We start from the raw sequence: 18,201 nt of genomic DNA on the forward strand, positions 1-18,201 counted from the left end.
GGATGCGGACCGAAAGCGATCAGCACGCCGAGAGCCAAGGCTGCAAAGGGTCTAACCACGTGTCAGGCGGTTTCGCGGAAGCCGTTGATGACCCATGCGAAGGCACGACAACCGGCGTACCAAAGGCCCGCGACGACGATGCAGAAGACCGCCATCCCGCCTTCGCCATTGCTCGTCAGGCTGCCGCTCGCGATTCCCGCAATCAGGAAACCGACCGCAGTCAGTACGGCGGGAACTGCGCCCACAAGGCCGATCCGATGAAAGCCGCGCGTCAGACGATCCAATTGCCGCTCCCGGTGCTCGGAACAGCCACAACCTGCCCTCTCACCTGCTCAACTGCAAGGGGTGACGCTCTGTTGATGCTGGCGAGCCTCAGCATGATCGGCTGGGTGATGATGCGAGGGCTGGCATGAGCGTGCCTGAAAAAGCAGGTGGCAAGCAGGATGGTCGGTTCAAGCCCGGTCGATCGGGTAACCCTGCCGGCAAGCCGAAGGGCGCGCGCCATAAGGTCACGCTCGCGATCGAGGCCATTCTCGAAGGCGAAGCGGAAGCGCTGACGCGGAAGGCCGTGGAGCTTGCGCAAGCCGGCGACATCACGGCGCTGCGCCTCTGCATGGATCGTCTCGCCCCCGTTCGCCGGGACCGGCCAGTCACCTTCGATCTTCCGAAGATCGAGACTGCGGACGATCTGCCCAAGGCGACGCAGGCCATCATGGAGGCGGTGGCTGGCGGCGATCTGACGCCATCAGAGGCGGCTGAGCTCGGCAAGCTGGTCGACGCTCACGCCAAGGCGATCGAGGTGACGGACCTGCATCGCAGGCTCGCGGCATTGGAAGGGGGGCGGACATGACGAGGCAGATCGCAACGCGCATCGAGCGGTTGGAGCTAGCGCGCGACGCTCAGGCTGGCGGCTTCATCATGTGGTCGGAATCCGACGACCCGGCGGCCCCGCTCGAACGCATCGAGCTGTGCGGCCTGTCGCACGAAGAATGTCTGGATTTGCTCGACGAGCCGGAGCCGCTGCAATGACAGGCGCAATCCTTGCTCGCATCATCAAGCTGGAGGAACGGCGCCGGCCGGTCGTCGACAGGCGAGCCAAGGATCTGCGCGACGCTCAAGTTCGGGCAGTGCTCTCCGATCCGGCCCAGGTCATAGCCATTCGCGAACGGCTGCTGGGAGCGGAAAACGAAGCGTTCGCGCGCAACGGGCTGCCGGCCATCATGGCAGCCTTGAGGGCTGACACATGACCAGCATGCTTGATCGTCGCCTCAGGGCGCTTGAGCTGCGGGCAGGGAAAGGTACCCGACCGACGACCGCTTTCGTCATCCGCGCTCGGAATGGAGATGAGGCCCAAGCCATGCTCGCACGCGCCATCGCCAGCAACGAGGTCCGCTCCGGCGATCCGGTGCTGCTGCTGACCTGCATCTCGTTCGAGGGGAGCGAGTGGGAGGATATCGCTGGCCTGTCGCTCTCCGATCTCGCGGCAATCGCGGAAGGCGGTCAGCCATCCAGGGAAGCCGCTCGGCTGAGCGACAACGATCTGCATGCCGCAATCGTCGATGGCTTGCCGAGGGTCGCATGAGAAACCTAGCCGATCGTATCGCCAAGCTGGAGGCGACCCGCGGCCCGGCATCTCATCGCCGCATTGCGCAGCATGTACTTGATTGCGCTCCGTCAGACAGGCCGGCGCGCCTCGCCGCGATCGAGGCAACAGACCCGGATGCATTTCACATCGTCCGCGTTGTGGTCCGCCCAGATGAGAGGATTGCGGCGTGAGCAGCGGGTTGGAGCGCAGGTTAGTGAAGATTGAGGCCAAGCACCATGCCGAACGCGGGCTGGATAGGCGCATACAGCGAATGACCGATGCCGAGTTGGATGAAGCTATCCGCACCTGCAATCGCCAGATCGAATCCGAGATCGGGCCGAGCTGGCGCGCGTGGCTGGCGGAGAATGAGCGAAGACCGAGGCATTATTCCGAGAGCTCGAAAGCGAAGGCGTCGAGATATGAGCCAGAACCTTGATCGGCGGCTGACGGCACTAGAGCGGGCAACGTCGCCGGAACGCACCCGGTACATCGTGAGCGACAGGCTGCCCGAGGAAGGCGACGACGATCAGAATGCATCATCGCTCATGACAGAGGCCGAATGGGTCGCGCGCCACTGCACAGGTGATCAGCATTGGTCAGATTGTGCGGTGTTCAACGAGCCCGCCCTGCCTGTCGGGGAGTGCAATTGCGGCGGCCTCAAGCCTGACAGGCGATCGAAGCCATAGCCGCATCGTTACGCCGATAGCCCGGTCTCGGGGCTTGTGAGCGCTCATCGATCATCTGCCCACCCCGTGCTTCATCGAGACGGAGCAGCTTCCATCCCTGTCGTTCTCCGCTGTTGCTGCCTCCCCGCACTTGCCAGACCCGCATTATGGCGTTTCCGTCCTTGGTTTCACCAACGGCGTGCACCTCGACGGCCCGCACATAGCCGTCGTAAATTACTTCCAGCAACTTCCCAGCGGCCAAAGCCTGGCAGGGGGTGACTTTCCACATGACTGTTCACCCGTTCGAACAAGCGCTACGCAATCAATCTGAAGTCTGGTTTCGGCGCCGCGGTGCCAGTGCACATTCGCGATTTGCACCTGCGCCAGGCGCATTCTCAAAAACACAGGCCGCCGGATCACCGCACTTCTTGGCCATATCTCGAAAGCCGACACACTGTCCGGAAGCGATATGCCTATAGCCGGGCCCGCCCTTGCAGCCACACCCTCTACACGGCGTGCCGTCGATCACGCAACCGGCTGCCCAAGAATGGGCAGAACAAAACACCAGCAACAAGGATATGGCGATCAAGCGCATTGAGAGGCGAGATCAGTCGCCATCCATGTCGAGCGTCATGGAATTGCCGCTGTCATCGGTGCCCTCAATTTCGACCCGATTGCCGTAGCGCCGAATGCTGTCGACAGAGAAATTGCGTGTCTCGCCGTCAACCTCGATCTCGATGTCTCGGTAGGGCGTGATCAGTTCCCCGCGCCCAATCTCGACCGAATTGCCATTCTGGTCGGTGCCAGACCAAGAGAAAGCGGTCGCCGGCGCTATGGCGACCGCGGTTACCAAAAGCCACTTCAAGGCTAGTCACCAGCGGTTACGAGAGCGGCCATACCCATCGCCAATGCCGCCATCGTGCCTGTTGTAATTGCCGTATGACCCGTAATTGTTCGAGCGGGTGCTGTCGGGGTTGGTCCGATAGTGGCCACCGACGTAACCGCCGGAGTTGCTGTTGTAGTGCGGCCGGACGTAGTGGCTGTTGCTATTCGAGCCAGTGCCGTAGGTGAAGGTGTTCTGCGCGAAGGAAGCAGTAGATGCGCCTGCCAGTGCAGCAGCCAGAATCAGAACTCGCATTGTCAACCCTCCCGTTATGGTTGCGGACAATCTGCCGTAGAGGAATGCCGGAGTCGAGTCATAGCGCTCAGCGGCGCTGCCCTCGTCGTCTCTGCCGATCTCATCACGTTTCCGCAGCCCGCCGCAGACCCGCGGTCGCATCTGGCCTGGCACGATTAGCCAGAAACGTGGCTGACACTGCCACAACCGGCATCGTAGCCTGTGCCATAAAGGCGAGCGGCATCCCCTGACGCCGCGCAACGATGGCGGGAACCGTGAGGCTCGAACTACTCGGCAGAATTCCGGACGAAGACGAACAGGGGCGCTATCGCGACACTGCCGGTGGCCAATATGGACGGATCGATATCGCCGATCCGCTGGTAAGGCTGGGAGGGGCTCTTCAGATCCTGGAAAAGAAGAACCCTCGTTTCATATCCCGCGACCACTACGGCAGAGTCATCTTTGACGACTGCGAGGCTGCTTTGAGAGGCGATTCGCGGCCGATCGACCGATATCTCGACAACTATCTCAGCTACACAAATTTCGAGTCCCTGAAAGAGCGTCGACGCGGCATTCACGGAATCAACCGTGTTGTTATCAACGCAACAGTCACGATCAAGGACAATTTAAGCGTTCGTCTTTGGATGAAAGTGCTGGATGGGCAAGGACGATGGTGTTCCGCCCCGGAATGGCGAGATATACCATACTATGGTCACACGGCGGTGATGGAGCGCCCGAATGACGAGGTGCTGTTCATTCGCGATGTAAATCGTCTCTTCGTCGAGCGTGCTGCGATCTACGGGCGCGCCGAAAAGCCGGATCCGATCAAGCTAAAAATCTTCGAAGCGTCATGCGAACTGGTCAATTCGATCTTTTGGCTCACGGTTCAGCGCTTGGCACAGCGCTTCGAGGTGACGCTCGCACGGTACGTCGTCATGCTCAGAGAGAGCAGAGACGGCAGAATTCTTGGGCTGGAGGTCGGCGACGCGCTTGACGAGCGCAAGAACGACATCAAACGCAGCTTGGCCAACTTTGAAGTTGAGACCGGCTGGGCGACAGAAGAGTTCTGGGCCGCGTGTGAGGGCGAGCCATCAGCAGGACGACGTTATGCGACCGCGAGCAGCGTGAAGCGGCTCCGCGCAAAGGACGCTGGCACCGTCAAACTCACAGCCGGCGAGGTAGACCGGCGCCTCGATCTCTTATCCACCGCCGAAGCCTACGGATTTTGGAAACCCGCGAGGGGCGCGTCCCCCGACAAGGTCGTCAGCCTTTTTCAGTCGCCAGCGCCAGCACTTTTGAGTGACAGCATCCCGGCGAAACCATCTGCACCTACGGAGCAACCAACTCCACGCGGAGCGTCGGCGCCTATTGAGAAGCCAGCCAGAGCCTCACCGGCGCTGGTCCCTTACCTGCGCCGAAACTTCACGCCGTCCCGGCCTCCCGAGGAACTACACCCGAACTCGCCTCAACCGAAGTCGCAGTTCGATCCCCCCTCGTACGTCGGTTTGCGCAGCGCGCCTTGGACCGAGGAACTAACGCGAGAGTTTGCCGTGGAAGGCACTCACGATTTCGTCGCGTTCCTCAACCAGCTTCGACGGGCCGAGAACCGCTTACCGGTGCCGCAGGGCAGCTTTCCGGCAAAAGCGAGCGACTTGGAGAGGCTGGTGAAGGAAGCCCGCCTGGCTAGGGCCCGTCAGCAGCATCGCCCCGATCCTGGCTCAAACAGCGTCACCGAGTGACCTGCGATCTGAGCGGAGGCAAATCCGAAACCGTTTCGTTTTAGATCGGCGCAAGACTGCGCCGATTGCTCATGCCGCCAGCGCCGTCATAGCCAGGATAATCGTTATCATGAGAGCGTGGCCACTTCCATATGGTCGCGATATTCGCCATCGACGAAGAGTTGGCGGCCGCTGCGCAGCTTGGACCACATGCGCATCGTCCAGCATGCCGGCGAATGCACTGCCCCATACGCCCGCTGCTTTAGCGGCACGGAAACAGCGGTCGCAGCTAACGCGATCCGTCCTACGGGTCAGCGCCGTTCGGGATCAAAGGGCGGCAGAACGCGCACACGGGCGTCTCGCATAAACCGAACCAGCCCCACATTGGCAATCTCTGACTGCGGTTCGCTCGGATAAACAACGACTATCGTGAGGCCTGACTTTTTGTTTGGCGGGCCTAACCGGACCCGCGGTATGAGCACATGGCGCCGCTTCGCCCGCCCTACTCGGCCGAAAACCGAACCCCAGGGAGGTCCGCGAAAGTATTGATTGATGTCGTCGGCGGGACCAGCCAGCACGAGCTTTCCTCGCATCGAACAGAGCCGCCAGTCGTCGCTGAATACATGTTCAGGACGTATGTAGCCGCGTCGATAAGGCATATCATCGTCGTCGCTAGGAACCTCATCGCGGCGGTCTCGCGAGGGTTGGTGACCAATCCGAAAGGGCATGGCTACGGCTCCGAACTCCAAGGAACGCTTACGAAGTTAGCCGGGACCGGGAACTGGACTGAGGCCGAATTTGCGTCTGGATCTGTGACGAACTCAAACTTATGCGCTTCGCAAACGTTGAGATGGACGTCCGGTAGCGTAGAGGCGATTTGTTGGAGGTCGTTCCACACTCCCCAAGGCGTAAGAACGTTCTCTGGAGTGAGGTGAGCGCCCTTCAGAACATCGAGGACGGAATCGACACATGATTGACCGATTACCTCATAGTCCATCGCATTCACATGATAGTAATTAACGGCGTCCAGCGCCCCCTCGAGCTGGTCTGCGGTCAGCGTCCACGAAAGCTGGCTGAACTCATTGAAGCGGTCTTCGTCGGACGTCGGGTCGGGGTTCAACAGCATCGGAGCCCAGAATGGTTTGCCCTCGGTCGACCATACGTCGAGAGCGTAACTCCTTCCGTCCTCGCCATCGGTTACGATGACGGCCACGTGCCCGGCGAGGCCCCCGATGTCGAGTTCGCCATGCGCGTCGTGGAGTTCACCGGGAGGGTGGTAAAGGACGGTGATCCGACCGGCGGCCTCGGTCATGGTCTCAACCTCACCTGAAAATGTGAGCGAATTGCCGAAAAACCTGCCGTAGGATTGGCAGTTGTATGAATACGATGATCAGCAAGGCAACCGGAATGCCGACGTAAAGCGTGAGCCGGCGAAGCCAGCGAGAAGAGCTCTCCACCTCGTTCGCCGGCTGGGGTTGCCCCGCTACCAGAGGGCCAGGAGGCCGCTGCGGTTCCGGCTTCTGGTTCAGGCGATGGAACCATTCATCAGACGACCCGGAACGAGGCCGCTTCGGCGATCGGGACAAGGGTCGGAACGGCATCTCACGCTCCGTTCAACGTCATCAAGCAGAATGTTGCTCCAGGTCTTGACGCTAGGCAAGCGCGCTTTGGCAACTCCGGACGAAGACGGGCCGCTTGACTAATTGGTTCGCGCCACACACAGCGCCGAGCATTGTCGAAATTTCGGAACCAGCATGCGAAAATGCACGAGACGAGCGCGACACGGCGACAGGATGCACGATCCGCGCAAGGTTTAGCAGATTGGCGCAGAAAGCCGCCAGCGGGCGCTTGCTGATTTTAGCTACCCATGTAGCCGAGCAATCCAGAATACCCGCCAGCGGCCACGCCTGAGTCACGGCGAGGCATCGCAGCACTGCGCCATCGTCCGAAGACCTATTTGCAGCGGTTGAAGGTTAGCCCGTCGCTGGCGCCCCACGGGAAGCCCTTGAGCGCCAGGACGAGCGCGTGGCCCGATCGACGGAACTCTGCTCTGCCATGCGTGAGCTGACTGCCGCCCTTCTGGCATGTGGCCGCATAGCTAATTCCCCCGTCGACGGGCGAGCCGGCCCCGACGCTGCAACCGACCTCATAGAATGCGAAGTCATCTTTGCCGACCGACAGCACGTCGATCTCGCCATTTACCTGCTTGCAGATGTGCCAGTCAGTTGACCACTCGCCACGGAACTCCAGAGCGATTTCGGCGCGGGCTGAGAAGGCCCCAGCGAGGGCGGAGCCTGTGATGAGCGTCAGCGCCATCCATCTCATGCTGTGCCTCTTTCGATCAGCAGGGCCCTCGGCTGGCAAAATCGCCAGTCAGAGTGGCTGCAAGAGGGCAAGCGCCAATTCCTGAGTTCGACGGAACCGCCCTCCTTCGAACCCACGGTACGGTTTCCTGCCTTGCGCAGCCTCCTCTGGCGTCATTCAGTAGGCCGACCCGGCAGGATCGGACCGACAAGGGGCTCTTGATGACGAAGCTTTTCGTGGCCGCGTGCTGCATCCTGCTAGCGGGTTGTGTCTCTACCGGCATGTCGGGGCCTGCGGGCGTCGATCCAATGCAAAGCGATGGATCGACCTATGTGCCGGCGGGTGTAGAGGGCACATATCCACCGGCTGCCGATGAGCGCATACCGTCGAGCTGCGCCATGCGGGGACAGAGCGTCGTGTGTCGCTGAGAGAGCGAACGCGCGGTATCGGCAGATGTCCAAAATGGACGGCTACCAAACGCGCAGCATAAAAACTGAGGTATTGAGCCCGAATTTTCATGCGTCACGTTTGCGGTATTGAGCCTGCCGATCGGGGCGCACAAAAACTGCGGTATTGAGCTTATTTTTTTGCCCACCTCCTGCTCAAGCTAGGCACCCTCCATTCAGCTTCTTGCGCCAGGTAGAAGCGGTTTGCGGGCTCACGCCGATGCGGCGGCCGATTTCGCGATCTGGTAGCTCTGGAGACGTGCTCAAGATGGACAGCACCTCCGCTCGACAGTCTGCCTGAGTGCGCCTGTCTACGGCATCCCGGTCAGCCGACCGCTCAGATTGGACAGCCGCCGTGAACTCTTGGAAATCGGCGGCAAGACGAGCCGCTAGCGCTGCGTCTTCGGCATTCGTGCGATAGTGATCGAGCTTTGCGAGGTGGGCGAGCCATTCGAGCCTAGCCGCGATGCCAGAGGCCGAAGCATCCGGCATCGTATCCATGAAGTGCTCCAAGCCTGCCATTCGTGCAGAGACGTGCGGTGCGGGGCTATCCTGGCTCAGGTCTTGCCAATGGCAATATTCTGTCCAGGCTGCAGCGAGATTGCCTGGCATTCGATGAGCTGAATTCAACGCATCGAGAAGGCTGGGCGTCACTGGTTGCCCAAAGGTCCAACCAGCATACCCGCAGGTCCAAGGCTGATCCGTCATTCCATAGCCGGCCTCCACCTCGACAGGGGCGAGAGCGGCTTTCAGCTTTCCTTCCAGATCCCAGGCGACCGTCACGCGAGTTCTCCCGCATCTCGTAGGATTTTGCGGCAGGCCTCGATCCGCTCGCCCAAGCTGGCGATGCCGGCGCCGCCGGGGACAACGTTGCTGGTCAGCATGCTATCCCAGAAGTCGCCATTTCGATCGCGGTGGCCTCCGTCGCGAGCGCCGTTCCGCCAGCCATGCCAATAGGACCGGCTGCGATTGCCGCCGCAGGGCAATCCCTCTGCGCCATCGTGATATCCTTCAGCCTGCTCCTCATCGATCAGCCGGGCGAGGTCCATGAGCGAGATGACGGGCTCTCGGTTCGGGTTCTTGAAATCAGGTTCGTTCGACATGTCTGCTCCAGTGATTGCGCCAGTCAGTCGGCTGCGCCACTTGCGCCAGTTCAGTCCCCCTAAAGGGGTGACTGACTGGCGCAGATTTTGCGCCGGTTTGCGCCAGTCGTGCGCCAGTCAGAAAGCGCGACTGGCGCAGCCTCCTCACGCTGTCTTTCCGGGGATGATGTACGACCGCATCTTTCGCTGTTCGTCTTGCCGGCGCTGGATCGCGAGAGCGCCGTTGTCGATCCAGATGCGCAGCACTCGGTTGACCTGTTCCCGGTCCGCCTTGCGATCCACATCGAGGCCCAGCACATCCGCAATCGCGAAGCCGATCCAGTTGCTGGCCCGGCTGTCGTGCCGGTAGGCCGGATCGGCGCGCACCATGGCAATGACGCGCTCGCAATCGTCGGCCGTGACGCTGTCGAGCACGCCCGGCATTTCCCAGGCAGTGGCGACGCCGACGTTGTCCTCGGGCTCCAGCCCGCGACCATTGCCGAGCCCGACGCTGATCATCTTGAACCAGTTGGCTCGCTCCAAGGGCGGGGCCATGTTCGACTTGCCGTCGTCTACCCGGAAATGCAGCCGGCGATGCCCTTCCTCAATGCCAGCCCGTTCCGCTTCCTCCTTCGACATGGCGTTGAGAACGCGAGCGCTCCGAACGGCGCCGATCAATGAGGAGCCGCCGCGGGCGTCTTCGACCGTGTAGCCCTCTGCACCGCTCGCGGACTTGCGGACGTGGTGCACCAGCTCGATCGCGCAGTTGCAGCGCTCAGCGATGCCGGCCCAGGTCTTGGCGACACGGTCGATTGCGCCGTTGTCGTTTTCAGGTACCCCGTGGCTCGCGACGAACGGATCAATGACGAGCAGATCAATCTCGTTCTCGCGGATAGCCTGCTCGACGCCTTGGACGGTTGGCACGGCGACGACGGTCCGCTGACCGGCCGCCATCTCGACAATGCGGATAGGCAGATCGCGACCACTGTCGACGAACAGTCGATCAGCGATATCGGGCGCACTGATCCGGTAGTGCAGACAGGCTGCCGCGATGCGCCTGTCCAGTTCGTCCCGCGGATCTTCGCCGTTCCACAACCAGGCTCGCAGCGGCTCGCGCACCCTCACCCCGAGCAGATCGCGCGCCGTCACCATGGCGAGCGCTTCGACGATGCCCAGCGACGACTTGCCGAGTCCGCCCGGGGCAACCGTCGTGCTGACGAACCGGCGCACATAATGCCGGCCGTAGAGCCATTTGCGCGTCGGGATGGTGCTCGGGTCCATAAGCACGAAGGGCGTCGCTTTGATGGCGGGATTCCCGGCATCATTCGGCTCGGTGACTTCTTCGTCCGCCCCGAACTCGCGGAAGTCGAGCACGTCGTCGCTGTCGCCCTTCCGAGCCTGCCAGGCGTCGTTCGTGTCCTTCCCGAGCCCAGGCTTCGGCAGGGCGATCAGCACCTCGCGCCCGGCATCGCGCCAGCGCACGCCACATGCTCGCGCGGCCGAGGCGTTGGCCGCATCGTGTTCACCAAGGATGGTGAGCGTGTCGACGCCATTCACTACCGGCAGCTTTGCTATGGCGCCGGCCGATCCCATGGCCCAGGTAGGGGCGAACCCCATACCGTGGCCAGACAGCGCGCTCTCGATGCCCTCACCAACGGCAAGAGCGCCGCGCTCCGCGTCCAGATCCCCGAACATGATGGCGGCGCCGACTACCGGCCCGAGCATCTTCCGATCGATCTTCCTCGCGTCCGGCGTCAGTGCCGTGCGGTGGATCGCCGCGACCTCGCCGCTCTCGATCGAGCGGAAAGCCGCAACCAGGCAGGGGTGGCGTGTGCCCTCGCCGAATGGACAATCGGGGTGGTAGCGCAGCGTCGTCGTCGCAATGCCGTCCGCCAGTTCCAGCCCGCGAGAAGCGAGATAGGTTTCGGCGAGCGTACCGCGAGGGTCGAGGCTCTCTTGCCAGATGCGAAGCGCCTGCATCTGACGCTTGTCAATGGGTCGAGAATCCGGCTGAGCATGGCCGTTAAGCTTGGTCACCCGAGCTTGCATGCGCTCGAAAGCGCCAGTGTCATGCTGGTGACCTTCCGGTTGCCAGACGATGCCGAGCTTGCGCTCGACATAGGCCTTGCACGCCATGTCGTCATCGCCGGCATGACTATGAACGATGAGCTTGCCGCTCTCGCCGATCTTAACCGACATGCTGCGGTCTTTGGCGCTGTGGCCGGGGCCAGGTGCGAGCACCTGACCTCCGGTGACGATGCCGCCCAACGCCTTGGCAATGTTGGGGAGGGACATCAATTGGCGCCCTCCTTGATCAGCCCTTGCTCGGTCGCTATGGCGAGCGCCCGACTGAAGGCCTCGGCCAGCGCCGGCAGATGCCGGATGCCAACCGATAGCCCCTTGCCGGGGCGCATCTCGCCACCATCGCCCCGAAACCAGAGCCGAGCATTGACGAGGGGATGGCCGTTGTACTCATCGAGTACGACCCGCACGACCTCCCGGTCATTCTTCGGCCATTCGGCCACAACGATGAGGGCGCCGCTCATGCGCCACCCCCATCGGCATCCGCCAGTCGCTCGCTCCACACGAAGCGGAGCAGCCAGGGGCAAAGCACCATGTCCGTGTCGGCGGAGTAGGTGACTTCTGCCTTGTCGCGGTCGAAGCCGCTGCACAGGATCGTGCCAGCGAAGATCAGGCAGGACATCGCATCCCTAATGTCCTCGCCGGACTCCTCCTCGGCCAGCCCGGTCGTAGCTAAAGTGCGGCGGAAGACCTCGGTGTAGCTGACGGGTGCCGGTGTTTCCGCGATGTGCTGGAGAATGCCGGCGATGATGCGGGCGCGCAGATCAGCGACAGATTCGCTCATGCCGCCCTCCCCACCATGTCGCCGCGGTCAACCGAGACGATTTCGACGGCCATTGTCAGACTGTAGCGAGCATGGTGGCCGACGCCGTGGCTCTCGGATTCGGTCTTGATGCCGACTCCGAAGCCGCGAAGGTCCGCGACGTAGGCGGCCAACCGATAGGCAGGACCGCCGGGGAAGTCGACGCCGGTCACGCCCTTGGGGCCGCGCTCGATCAGCGCGAGAAGCGTCAGGGCCTCGCGGCCGTTGACGGCGATGGTGGGGCCGTCCGCGATGCGGGCGACCAGCTTGGGGTAAGAGCGTTTTGCCATCGTCAGCGGCCCTCCTTCGGCCCGAGAGAGGCGAGGCGGAGAACCGTCAGGGCGTGCAGCTCGGAAAGACCGAACCGGCGCTGGAGACGATTGACGAGAACTGCGGGGATGGTATCTTCGCTAGGCATTCCGGCCAGGAATGAAGCCTTCGCGAGCCCGGCGCCCCCACAGCGCCGGGTTTCGTTTTGCAGCCGCATCAGATCACGCGGCCTCCAACTCGGCGGCGGGAAGCGATGCAAGCCAGGCCTTGAAGTCGTCGGCGAGGATCAGCGTCTTACGCCCCGACTTGCGGGCAGTGAGCTTGCCGGCCTTCAGCTTGCGGTAAATCTCGCGGGACGAATGGCCGCTCTGCTTGGCCACCTCCGCAATGGTGTATGCTGCCTTCTGCATCTGATGGGCTCCAATCCCACCAGTCGGCCCCTAGTAGGCGGTATTGCCCAGGAGCGCCGTGGTGTGACCGGATGGGGCCATGAAATTTGCCGCAGAGGGCCGCAAAGTGGCGCATTGCGCGAGATTGCGCGGTTCTGCGCCAATCTGCGCCGCCTTGATCAGGCCCGTTCCCCAGCCCGGTAACGGGTCGCGGCTGAAGAGATCAGCCGATCGCCGATTGTCACCCCTCGCCTGTTAGATCCCAGCCAGCCCCTAACCGCATCGTTCCTGTCTCTTTCGGCCACCCCGTTGAAGCCCGAAGGGTAAAGCGCCGAAAGCGCCGCGAGCGCCACAAGCTCCTTGCCTTTTGCACTCGCGGTAGCCGCTTCCTTGGGAGCGATTGCCGCATCGTCAACCACGTTTACCTCAGCGTTTTGGATAGGCGGAGCGGAACCGTTGACGCTGTTTTGTTCCTTCTCGATCGCCGCTGAGAGTTCGGCCTTATTGATGATAATCCAGTGCGTTCCAGCAGGCACGGCAGAGCGCCCAGGCACCATCATGCAGCGCTGAATGCGCATCCTAAGACGTTCCGGGCTTGGCATACGCCAGTCATCGGCGGTGGTCGGAGACCACCCGCCCCCATCCCGTGCGTGTTGGACGAACGGAACAATTTCACCACGGACAATCCGATTGAAGAGCCAGCGGGCCGCAGTGTCGACCATGGCAATCTTGGGTTTTTGCATTTCGTTCTGGTAGTGAACGGCAGCGCGGAAACGTTCCCAATCCGATTGGGAGAACCACCACCCAGGCGGGCGCTCCGGAGCGCCTTCGGATTCGATAGCCGATCCGAGGTAGCGCTGAGGCGGGAGGCCACTACCAAGCGCCCCAAGCAGCCCAACGGCTTGCGGCGGTGGCGGCGGCTCCTCGAAGTCCTCTTTATAGGAGTCAGGAAAAAGAGCACAAAGGACCCGATGAGCCCACGCGCGCTCCTCAGGTGTGGCTTCCTCGACGCGCTGCGCCTTCACCGCCAACGGGTTTAGCGTTGGGTAATCGTCTCTCCATTGGTCGCCATGGATCTGTCGGCCGATGCGACTGAATGCCGGCACTAGAAATTCATGGTCATCGTCTGTCATGGGCCAGCCTTGGCCTGCCCATAGATATTCCGGATGTGTCATGCGTCGCACCTCGCGACAGCACCTGAAGTTAGAACGGGGAAACCGAGTGGTGCGCCTCGGCTTTTCGGCTGGCCGGCCTATCCCCGCCCGTCTCGATCGCTACCCCGCCACCTTGCGGAACTGCGTGATTGTGCCGTCCCTCGCCTTCGGCGAGTTAATATATTTGCTCCAAGCGTCCATTAGCTTGCGGCGTTTCTCCAGCGCATCGCCGCGGCGATAGGCGCGCTCGACCTCGTCTCCGACCGAATGCGCGAGTGCGGCCTCTGTGACCTCGCGCGGAAACGATGTGGTTTCGCCGGCCCAATCCCTGAAACTGGATCTGAAGCCATGAACGGTGATGTCCAGCTTTTTCATCCGGTCGTTGAGCAGTGTCGCCATCGCCATGTTCGATAGCGGCTTGCCCTTCTGCTGGCCTGGAAACACGTACTCGCTCGCCTTCACCTTCTCGGCCTCGTCAAGAAGCACGAGCGCGCGTTCCGTCAGCGGTACCCGGTGCTCCTTGCCCGCTTTCATACGCTCGGGTGGAATCGTCCAGATCTTCGCCTTGCGATCCACCTCAGGCCATTTCGCCCCGATGACCTCGCCCGTCCGACTGGCGCAGAGGATAAGGAATTCAAGGGCCAGTGAGGACACCGCCTCCCGCTGCCGCAGTTCGCCAATGAACTCGGGCACGTCCTGATAGCGCATAGCCGGGTGGTGCCCTCGCTGGAGCTTTTTGCGCCGAGGTAGAAGCTTGTCGAGATGGCCGCGCCAGCGAGCCGGATTCTCCCACGGAGACGCAATCCGACCTTTCGCCTTGGCAGCGTCCAACACGCGCTCGATCCGCCCTCGCAGCCGCGACGCCGTCTCCTGCTTCGTCGTCCAGAGTGGCTTGAGCACGTCCAAGACATGCTCGGTTCCAACCTCATTAACCGGCAGCCCTCGAATGGGTGCCGCATAAGTCTTTAGCGTGTGCGACCACTGCCAGAGGTGCTTCGCGTTTCGGAAGCCAGGCCCGATCTCTTTCACCAGATCATCGGCAAACTCGCCGAAAGTCGGTATGGCGACCGGTCTAGCCTTCCGCGCCTCAATCGGGTTCACACCGGCGTCGAGCAGCTTCCGTGCGGCAGCCGCCTTGTCACGCGCATCCGCCAGGCTAACGGCAGACACGCCGCCCAGCCCCATCTCCTTCAGCTTGCCCTGCCAGCGGAACATGAAGAGCCAGCGCCGGGCGCCGCTTTGATCGACGACGAGATAGAGCCCATCACCGTCGCTGTGGCGGCCCGGCTTCGTCAGCGTCGTGACGGTTCGTGCTGAGAGCTTCTTGACGGCTCGCGCCATCGGCTACCCCAACTTTTACCCCAACAGGCGACAGTCATTGTGTGGCACAGACTGACAGAACAGGGCAAGAACTTGATGGGACATAGATCGAACCTGTACACAGAAGGCAGGTTCTGACGCGCCGTGTCAGTTTAGTGTGGTGGACCTCAGCTCCACCAGGTCCAACGACTGATCGTTGATCTCCCAAAGTCATTCTGCCGAAACGCCTTGAGCGATGGTTTCGCCTTGGCCACAGATGGTCGCGCCGCATACTATCAGCCAATCGGCCCGACCCGCCCGGCAGCGCGACGATGACCCGCTACCCGATGTTCAACCCGCAGCTGCTGCAGAGCTTCGTTGCGGTCTGCGACAGCATGAGCTTCACCCGCGCCGCCGAACGGGTCTCCCTGTCGCAATCGACTGTCAGCCAGCAGGTCAGGCGGCTGGAGGAGATGCTGGGCAAGCCGCTGTTCGAGCGCAATCCGCACCAGGTGCAATTGACCGAGGAAGGCGGGCGGCTCCTCAGCTATGCAAGGCGCATCCTCGCTTTGCACGAAGAGGCGCATGACGCGTTGACCGGCTTCTGGCGCGACGGCGTGCTGAGGCTCGGCATGCCCGAGGATTTCACTGTGCCCACCGCCGGACTCCTGGCGCAGTTCAGCCTGGCGGAGCCGCATCTGCGCCTCGACGTCACCAGCGGCCTCAGCGCCGATCTCTACAGCGCCTATGAGCGCGAGGAGCTCGACCTCGTCCTGGTCAAGCAGCGCCGCCGCCAGCCGCCGCGCGCGGCCAGACCCGAGCCGCTGCTCTGGCTCGACAGCCTGGCCCATCCCGCGATCGAGCGCGCGCCGGTGCCACTCGCCGTCTTCCCGCTGAACGGGCTCTACCGCGAGGAGCTGTGCGAGGCGCTCGACGGCCTCGGCATACGCTGGCGCGTCAGCTACGCTAGCACGAGTCTCGCCGCACTCACCGCCGCCTCCGCCGCCGGTCTCGGCCTGACCCTGCTTCCCGCGAGCTGCCGACAGCAGGGCCACCGTGTGCTGGGCACGGCGGAGTGCCTGCCGGAGGTGACCGGCTTCGAGCTCGCCCTCTACTACCGTGACAATGCCCCCGACGCGACAACAGCCCTCGCCGGGCAGCTGGCCGCCTTCTGCGGCCTGCAGCCATAGCGCGATCTCTGCCGCGCATTCCTGGCTATCGGCTTGAACAGATTGATCATTGCCGAATCGAATGATCATCATGGGCAAAGATCGCTGCCAATGCGCGCGAGCCTCCCGTAGAGCGGAGCCACAAGCTCACATTCAGATCGGGGAAACACCATGGGCAGCGTGCAGCACCAGAGCCGCAGGGGCTTTCTCATGCAGACCGGCCAGCTCACCACCAGCGCCGCGATCATCGGCTTGGCCGGCAGTGCCGAGGCCGCGCCGGCTAAGGCCGGGAAGGACGATGCCAGGGCCGACGTCACCACGCTGACCGACCGTCATTACTATCTCGGCGGCGTCCGGCTCGAAGACGGCTTCGACTATGACGGCGAGATCGTGGTCGGCACCCGAACCGGGCTCTACACGCTGGAGATCAAGGACGGGACAATCGCCGCGCTTCATCCGGCCGGCGCCAGCCTCTCCGCCACGCTGCCGCGTTATGACGCCACTGGCCAGCTCGCGTTGCCGGCGATGCGCGACATGCACATCCACCTCGACAAGACCTTCTATGGCGGCCCCTGGCAGGCGCCACGCCCGCGCCAGGGCAAGACGATCATCGACATGATCGCGCTCGAGGAGAAGCTGATCCCGACGCTGCTGCCGACCTCGCAGGAGCGCGCCGAAGGCCTGATCCATCTCCTGCAGTCGAAGGGCACCACCACCGCCCGCAGCCATTGCAACATCGACCCGGTCAGCGGTCTGAAGAGCCTCGAGCACCTGCTCCTCGCGCTCGAGAAGCACCGCGACGATTTCAGCTGCGAGATCGTCGCCTTCCCGCAGCACGGCCTGCTGCATTCGAAGGTCGACGGGCTGATGCGCGAGGCCATGAAGATGGGCGCGCACTATGTCGGCGGTCTCGACCCGACCAATGTCGACAGGGCGATGGAGAAGTCGCTCGACGCGATGTTCCAGATCGCGCTCGACACCGGCAAGGGCGTCGACATCCACCTGCACGAGACCGGCCCGTCCGGCGCTGCCGCCGTCACCTACATGATCGACACCGTCGAGAAGAACCCGGCTTTGCGCGGCAAGGTGACGATCAGCCACGGCTTTGCGCTCGCGACCATGGCGCCCGGCCTGCAGGCCGAGACGATCCAGCGCCTCTCGGCTCAGAAGATGACGATCGCCTCGACCGTGCCGCTCGGCGCCCTGACGATGCCGCTGCCGCAGATGCAGGACAAGGGCGTCTTCGTGATGACCGGCACCGACAGCGTCATCGACCACTGGTCGCCCTTCGGCAGCGGCGACATGCTGGAGCGGTCGTATTTCTACGCGCAGGTCTACCGCAACTCCGACGAGTTCCGCCTGTCGCGCTCGCTCGCCATCGCCACCGGCGGCATCCTGCCGCTCGACGACGAGGGCAAGCGCGCCTGGCCGAAGGTCGGCGATACCGCCGGCTTCACTTTGGTCGGCGCCAGTTGCTCGGCCGAAGCGGTCGCGCGCGTGCCGGCGCGCAGCGCCACCTTCCATCAGGGGCGCATGGTCTATGGCAGCGTCAGCAAGGCCTGAGGCTTCGCAACGCTCAACCAAGTGATGGTGCGCCCGGCATCCGGGCGCACCGTGCGGTCTTCAGCTCAGCCCTTGAGCTTGGTGTTGCACTGGCTCCAGTAGCCGCCGCCCTTCTCGATCCACTTCAGATCGCCATTGGCATTGGCCGCCTTGTTGGCGTTGTACTGGTCGACGCAGGTCTTGAGGCGCGCCTTGCCGGCCGTCTCGTTCGAATACTTCTGCGAGACCGTCCGCGGGAACACGGCGGCCTTGGCCTTGCCGGCGGGCTTGGCCGGTGTGGTCGCGGCCGGCGTCGTCGCCGGAGCATCCGTCACCGCCGCGGCCGCATCATTGTCCGAGGCGTCGTCATCGGCGCAGTTGGCCTTGCGGAAATCGTTCCACTTCTGACCCTTCAGCGTGTTCGCCTTCTTGGCGTCCTGATACTTGGCGCTGCACTCCTTCATGGTCAGGGCCGAGGCCGGCGCGCCAGCAAGACCCATGGTCATCAGAGCGAGGGCGGTGGAGAACAGAAGCGTCTTCATGTGCAGTCTCCCTAGATCACGATGATTTTGGATCG

Annotated in this window: 23 protein-coding genes; 7 read left to right on the top strand and 16 right to left on the bottom strand. The window is 62.8% G+C overall.

The genetic code is table 11. The features are described from left to right. Window positions 1-62: 62 nt before the first annotated feature. Window positions 63-284 carry a hypothetical protein gene (locus ACQKLX_RS07305; RefSeq protein WP_427360837.1) on the bottom strand — a complete coding sequence of 74 codons (222 nt, stop codon included), beginning with the start codon at window positions 282-284 and terminating at the stop codon, window positions 63-65. Window positions 285-409: 125 nt separating this feature from the next. Here ACQKLX_RS07305 and ACQKLX_RS07310 point away from each other — a divergent pair, with 125 nt between their 5' ends. From ACQKLX_RS07310 to ACQKLX_RS07325, 4 genes are all read left to right on the top strand, one after another. Continuing rightward, entirely contained in the window at window positions 410-850 is a 441-nt protein-coding gene (locus ACQKLX_RS07310; protein ID WP_427360839.1) for a DUF5681 domain-containing protein, read from the top strand. Then, window positions 847-1,029, top strand: a complete 183-nt coding sequence (locus tag ACQKLX_RS07315) for a hypothetical protein (protein WP_427360840.1) — start codon at window positions 847-849, stop codon at window positions 1,027-1,029. The genes ACQKLX_RS07310 and ACQKLX_RS07315 overlap by 4 nt, the downstream gene beginning before the upstream one ends. Next, window positions 1,026-1,247, top strand: coding sequence for a hypothetical protein (locus ACQKLX_RS07320; RefSeq protein WP_427360842.1), 222 nt, complete (start codon window positions 1,026-1,028; stop codon window positions 1,245-1,247). Before ACQKLX_RS07315 ends, ACQKLX_RS07320 begins: the two co-directional genes overlap by 4 nt. A gap of 110 nt (window positions 1,248-1,357) precedes the next feature. Beyond that, window positions 1,358-1,582 (top strand): hypothetical protein, encoded by a 225-nt coding sequence (locus tag ACQKLX_RS07325; protein WP_427360843.1) that lies wholly within the window; start codon window positions 1,358-1,360, stop codon window positions 1,580-1,582. A gap of 660 nt (window positions 1,583-2,242) precedes the next feature. Here ACQKLX_RS07325 and ACQKLX_RS07330 read toward each other — a convergent pair. The 3 genes from ACQKLX_RS07330 to ACQKLX_RS07340 all read right to left on the bottom strand — a co-directional run bounded on the left by ACQKLX_RS07330 (window position 2,243) and on the right by ACQKLX_RS07340 (window position 3,388). Beyond that, the gene (locus ACQKLX_RS07330; protein ID WP_427360844.1) at window positions 2,243-2,539 is read right to left on the bottom strand and encodes a hypothetical protein; all 297 of its coding nucleotides are present in this window, start codon (window positions 2,537-2,539) and stop codon (window positions 2,243-2,245) included. Between the two features lie 318 nt (window positions 2,540-2,857). Then, the gene (locus tag ACQKLX_RS07335; protein WP_427360846.1) at window positions 2,858-3,115 is read right to left on the bottom strand and encodes a hypothetical protein; all 258 of its coding nucleotides are present in this window, start codon (window positions 3,113-3,115) and stop codon (window positions 2,858-2,860) included. Between the two features lie 6 nt (window positions 3,116-3,121). Next, window positions 3,122-3,388 carry a hypothetical protein gene (locus tag ACQKLX_RS07340; RefSeq protein WP_427360848.1) on the bottom strand — a complete coding sequence of 89 codons (267 nt, stop codon included), beginning with the start codon at window positions 3,386-3,388 and terminating at the stop codon, window positions 3,122-3,124. Window positions 3,389-3,642: 254 nt separating this feature from the next. Between ACQKLX_RS07340 and ACQKLX_RS07345 the strand changes: the two genes are divergently transcribed. Next, the gene (locus ACQKLX_RS07345; protein WP_427360850.1) at window positions 3,643-5,106 is read left to right on the top strand and encodes a hypothetical protein; all 1,464 of its coding nucleotides are present in this window, start codon (window positions 3,643-3,645) and stop codon (window positions 5,104-5,106) included. 709 nt (window positions 5,107-5,815) lie between these two features. On the opposite strand, the gene ACQKLX_RS07350 is transcribed toward ACQKLX_RS07345, so the two are convergent. The 11 genes from ACQKLX_RS07350 to ACQKLX_RS07400 all read right to left on the bottom strand — a co-directional run bounded on the left by ACQKLX_RS07350 (window position 5,816) and on the right by ACQKLX_RS07400 (window position 14,955). Continuing rightward, window positions 5,816-6,397: a hypothetical protein gene (locus tag ACQKLX_RS07350; protein ID WP_427360851.1), complete on the bottom strand. Its 582-nt coding sequence runs from the start codon at window positions 6,395-6,397 to the stop codon at window positions 5,816-5,818. 641 nt (window positions 6,398-7,038) lie between these two features. Next, entirely contained in the window at window positions 7,039-7,401 is a 363-nt protein-coding gene (locus tag ACQKLX_RS07355; protein WP_427360853.1) for a hypothetical protein, read from the bottom strand. Window positions 7,402-7,991: 590 nt separating this feature from the next. Beyond that, a complete protein-coding gene (locus ACQKLX_RS07360; RefSeq protein WP_427360854.1) occupies window positions 7,992-8,618 on the bottom strand; it encodes an AsnC family protein in 627 nt (208 codons plus the stop codon). Next, window positions 8,615-8,938 carry a hypothetical protein gene (locus ACQKLX_RS07365; RefSeq protein WP_427360856.1) on the bottom strand — a complete coding sequence of 108 codons (324 nt, stop codon included), beginning with the start codon at window positions 8,936-8,938 and terminating at the stop codon, window positions 8,615-8,617. The genes ACQKLX_RS07360 and ACQKLX_RS07365 overlap by 4 nt, the downstream gene beginning before the upstream one ends. A 144-nt stretch (window positions 8,939-9,082) precedes the next feature. Continuing rightward, a complete protein-coding gene (locus ACQKLX_RS07370; RefSeq protein WP_427360858.1) occupies window positions 9,083-11,212 on the bottom strand; it encodes an AAA family ATPase in 2,130 nt (709 codons plus the stop codon). Then, window positions 11,212-11,463, bottom strand: coding sequence for a transcriptional coactivator p15/PC4 family protein (locus ACQKLX_RS07375; RefSeq protein ID WP_427360860.1), 252 nt, complete (start codon window positions 11,461-11,463; stop codon window positions 11,212-11,214). The genes ACQKLX_RS07370 and ACQKLX_RS07375 overlap by 1 nt, the downstream gene beginning before the upstream one ends. After that, window positions 11,460-11,783, bottom strand: a complete 324-nt coding sequence (locus tag ACQKLX_RS07380) for a hypothetical protein (RefSeq protein WP_427360862.1) — start codon at window positions 11,781-11,783, stop codon at window positions 11,460-11,462. The genes ACQKLX_RS07375 and ACQKLX_RS07380 overlap by 4 nt, the downstream gene beginning before the upstream one ends. Continuing rightward, window positions 11,780-12,091, bottom strand: coding sequence for a winged helix domain-containing protein (locus ACQKLX_RS07385; protein ID WP_427360864.1), 312 nt, complete (start codon window positions 12,089-12,091; stop codon window positions 11,780-11,782). The genes ACQKLX_RS07380 and ACQKLX_RS07385 overlap by 4 nt, the downstream gene beginning before the upstream one ends. Window positions 12,092-12,292: 201 nt before the next feature. After that, window positions 12,293-12,481: a helix-turn-helix domain-containing protein gene (locus ACQKLX_RS07390; protein ID WP_427360866.1), complete on the bottom strand. Its 189-nt coding sequence runs from the start codon at window positions 12,479-12,481 to the stop codon at window positions 12,293-12,295. Between the two features lie 158 nt (window positions 12,482-12,639). Continuing rightward, a complete protein-coding gene (locus ACQKLX_RS07395) occupies window positions 12,640-13,593 on the bottom strand; it encodes a hypothetical protein (RefSeq protein ID WP_427360868.1) in 954 nt (317 codons plus the stop codon). Between the two features lie 141 nt (window positions 13,594-13,734). Beyond that, on the bottom strand, window positions 13,735-14,955 hold the full coding sequence (locus ACQKLX_RS07400; RefSeq protein WP_427360870.1) for a tyrosine-type recombinase/integrase: 1,221 nt from the start codon (window positions 14,953-14,955) through the stop codon (window positions 13,735-13,737). A gap of 290 nt (window positions 14,956-15,245) precedes the next feature. Here ACQKLX_RS07400 and ACQKLX_RS07405 point away from each other — a divergent pair, with 290 nt between their 5' ends. Continuing rightward, complete coding sequence (locus ACQKLX_RS07405; protein ID WP_427360872.1) at window positions 15,246-16,103, top strand: LysR family transcriptional regulator; 858 nt, start codon at window positions 15,246-15,248, stop codon at window positions 16,101-16,103. Between the two features lie 150 nt (window positions 16,104-16,253). Next, window positions 16,254-17,645 carry an amidohydrolase family protein gene (locus tag ACQKLX_RS07410; RefSeq protein ID WP_427360873.1) on the top strand — a complete coding sequence of 464 codons (1,392 nt, stop codon included), beginning with the start codon at window positions 16,254-16,256 and terminating at the stop codon, window positions 17,643-17,645. 65 nt (window positions 17,646-17,710) lie between these two features. Here ACQKLX_RS07410 and ACQKLX_RS07415 read toward each other — a convergent pair whose 3' ends face one another. Continuing rightward, a complete protein-coding gene (locus tag ACQKLX_RS07415) occupies window positions 17,711-18,166 on the bottom strand; it encodes a hypothetical protein (protein ID WP_427360875.1) in 456 nt (151 codons plus the stop codon). Window positions 18,167-18,201 lie beyond the last annotated feature (35 nt).

It is taken from the genome of Allobosea sp. NPDC003192, from assembly GCF_050275675.1.
In the GTDB taxonomy this organism is placed as follows: Bacteria; Pseudomonadota; Alphaproteobacteria; order Rhizobiales; family Beijerinckiaceae; genus Allobosea.